Source organism: Streptomyces polyrhachis (genome assembly GCF_042663125.1).
In the GTDB taxonomy this organism is placed as follows: Bacteria; Actinomycetota; Actinomycetes; order Streptomycetales; family Streptomycetaceae; genus Streptomyces; species Streptomyces polyrhachii.
This window is the reverse complement of record NZ_JBHSZO010000080.1, coordinates 1-2,744: the sequence shown is the minus strand read 5'-3', so window position 1 is coordinate 2,744 and position 2,744 is coordinate 1. Positions and strand designations below refer to the sequence as shown.

The following is a 2,744-nucleotide window of genomic DNA, read 5'->3' as shown; positions in this document are numbered from 1 at the left end:
CATTTTTTAGCCTCAACCCCCGAGCTTTGCTCGGGGGTTGAGGCATTTTTGCGTTCAGGGGCTGGTAACTCGCTGGCGGGCGGGGGCTGTCACTGGGCAGTATCGGCGTATGGACTACGTGATCAGAGGCAGTCGGGCGGACGAGTGGCGGCAGGTCAGGGAGTTGCGGTTGGCCGCGCTCCAGGACGAGGCGGCCGGCATCGCCTTTCTGGAGAGCTACGAGGACGGGCTGCGGCATCCGGACGAGTTCTGGCAGGAGCGGGCCGCGGGTGCGGCGGCCGGTGAGCGGGTCAAGGGCTTCATCGCCGAGGACGTGGACGGGCGTTGGGTGGGGAGCGTGACGGTTCTCGTGGAGCTGCCCGGTGATGAGGGGCTGTTCGGGGAGGAGCCGGAGCAGGCGCAGGGGCATCTGGTCGGGGTCTACCTCCGGCCCGAGGCGCGGGGGGCGGGGCTCGGGGAGGCCCTCTTCGAGGCCGCGGTGGAGTGGGCCTTCGCGCAGGAGAGGCCCCGGTTGGAGCGGGTGCGGTTGTTCGTGCACGAGCGGAACGGGCGGGCGTCCGGGCTCTACCGCAAGTGCGGGTTCGTACCGACGGGGAAGCAGATCGTCCTGACCAAGGACGGTGGGCAGGAGATCGAGATGGTGCGGGGGCGCGCGTAGGGAGCGAGTCGGGGCCGGGGGCTCCTCTCTGGGGAAGGTCCGGAGGGGTTGACCGTCGGCTTGGGGGGTAGATATGATCCGTACCGGACCGGAACGTAATTTCTGGAGGAGACATCATGCGGGTCAAGGCTTTCGATCATCTGGTGCTCAACGTGACCGACGTCGAGCGGGCGCTCGACTTCTACACCGGGCCGTTGGGGCTCGCGCCCGAGCGGGTGGAGGAGTGGCGGGCCGGGAAGGTGCCCTTCCCCTCGGTGCGGATCGACGGGAGCACGATCATCGATCTCTTCGCCGGTGCGCGCGGTGAGTCGAACGTGGACCACATCTGCCTGGTCGTCGAGCCGTTGGACTGGCAGGAGGTCATCGACTCCGGGACCTTCGAGGTGGTCGAGGGCCCGGTCGGGCGCTGGGGGGCCCGGGGGTCGGCGCAGTCGGTGTACGTGAAGGACCCGGACGGCAACACCGTGGAGCTGCGCTGGTATCCGCAGGACGCCGCGTAGTGGCCGGTGCTTCGGGGCGGCCGCGTGATCCGGCCATCGACGCGGCGGTGCTGAAGGCGACCGTCGAGGAGCTGCGGGCCGGTGGGTACGGCGGGTTCGCGCTGGAGCGGGTGGCGGCGCGGGCCGGGACGACGAAGGCGGCGATCCGGCGGCGCTGGCCGCAGCGGCAGCGGCTGGTGGTGGACGCGCTGGCGGCGCTGCTGGCCGTACCGGAGGCGCCGGACAACGGGTGCACGCGGTGTGATCTGCAGCAGAGTGTGCGGCTGCTGGCGCGGACGCTGGACGAGCGGCTGCCGGCCGGGGTGCTGGCGCCGCTGCTGGCGGACTGCGCGGGGGACGCGGAGTTGCACGGGCATCTGATGGAGACGCTGGTGGAGCCCAGTCGGGCGGCGGCGCTGGTCGCGGTGCGGCGGGCGGTCGCCCGGGGGGATCTCGTGGCGGAGGCGGATCCGGAGACGGTGGTGGATCTGCTGGCTTCCGTGGTCTATCAGCGGGTGCTGTTCGGGCGGACGCGGGCCGAGGTGGGGCCGTTGGTGGATCTGGTGTTGAAGGGGGTGGCCGTGGACTTCGAGCGGTTGGTGGAGATCAGCCGGTTGTCGCCGGAGGAGCGGGCGGGGCATCGGCACTGAGGGGGGTCGGTGTCGAGGGGGATCGGTGCCGAGGGCTGGGTATTCGGGGGCGGGTGCTCGGGGTGGTTCAGCGGGGGGAGAGTTCCGGCCATCTGTCCTGGGCCTGGGCGGGGGAGCGCATGACGGCCAGGAGGGGGAGGTCGTTCGTGCTGAGGAGGGACGGGAGTTGGGGGAGGGGGGCCACCGCTGCCACGTTGTGCAGGACCAGGGTCAGGGGCGGGGCCAGGGGTGGGGTTGTTGGTGGGTCGAGCCGGCCGGTGGATGACCGTGCGGCCATGCGGCGGCCGTGCTCGACCACGTCTGCGGTCAGCGCGGTGAGGAGCGGCATCGTTCCTGGAGCGCGACGGGGGTCCTCGACGGGTGTACCGACCACGTAGAGCGTTCCCCCCTCGTTCATAAATGACTCCAGGGTGAGCGAATCTGTCCGATTCGCGATGCAGCTGTTTCGGACGTGGAGGGTGGAGAGGGCTGCGAGGGTGCGGGCCAGGAGGTGCTGGGCCTGGTCGCGCCACTCGGGGTGGGCGGTCAGCGCCGACTCCAGGAGGCCCGCAGAGCCTTCCGCCGCGCCGCGGGAGCTGCGGAGGATCTTCACCGGTTCGTGGGCGGCGCCGGCGGAGGCTGCCCAGCGGTGGACGTGGGCCATGGGGCGGTTGTCTATGGCCGCCGCGTGCAGCCAGCTCGTCAGGAGGGTCTGGGCCGTGTCCGCGATCGCCGTGTCGATACGGGCGTGGGGGCGGACGGGGTGGAGGAGGGCTGTCGCGCGGGTCTCTGCTGTGGTGCGGTCCGTGCAGCCGGAGAGCGGGTTCCAGCGGATGCGGTCGGGGGTGTCGCAGAGGTGGCCCGGGTCGTAGAGGAGGGTCGGGCCGAGTTTTGCGCGGGCGTTCTTGGTTTCTGACCAGAGGGTGGGGTCCGAGGTGATGAGGAGGGCCGGGCCTTCGGAGGCGAGGAGGGCTTCTT

General features: G+C 71.1%; 4 protein-coding genes. 3 read left to right on the top strand and 1 reads right to left on the bottom strand.

The features are described 5' to 3' along the window. The first annotated feature begins 109 nt into the window (after positions 1-109). From ACFQLX_RS25625 to ACFQLX_RS25615, 3 genes are all read left to right on the top strand, one after another. Positions 110-658 (top strand): GNAT family N-acetyltransferase, encoded by a 549-nt coding sequence (locus ACFQLX_RS25625; RefSeq protein ID WP_386418912.1) that lies wholly within the window; start codon positions 110-112, stop codon positions 656-658. 116 nt (positions 659-774) lie between these two features. Continuing rightward, positions 775-1,158 carry a VOC family protein gene (locus tag ACFQLX_RS25620; RefSeq protein ID WP_386418910.1) on the top strand — a complete coding sequence of 128 codons (384 nt, stop codon included), beginning with the start codon at positions 775-777 and terminating at the stop codon, positions 1,156-1,158. After that, positions 1,158-1,787: a TetR/AcrR family transcriptional regulator gene (locus tag ACFQLX_RS25615; protein WP_386418908.1), complete on the top strand. Its 630-nt coding sequence runs from the start codon at positions 1,158-1,160 to the stop codon at positions 1,785-1,787. The genes ACFQLX_RS25620 and ACFQLX_RS25615 overlap by 1 nt, the downstream gene beginning before the upstream one ends. A 67-nt stretch (positions 1,788-1,854) precedes the next feature. On the opposite strand, the gene ACFQLX_RS25610 is transcribed toward ACFQLX_RS25615, so the two are convergent. Next, on the bottom strand, positions 1,855-2,744 hold an 890-nt coding region (locus ACFQLX_RS25610), incomplete at its 5' end, for a type IV secretory system conjugative DNA transfer family protein (protein ID WP_465270555.1).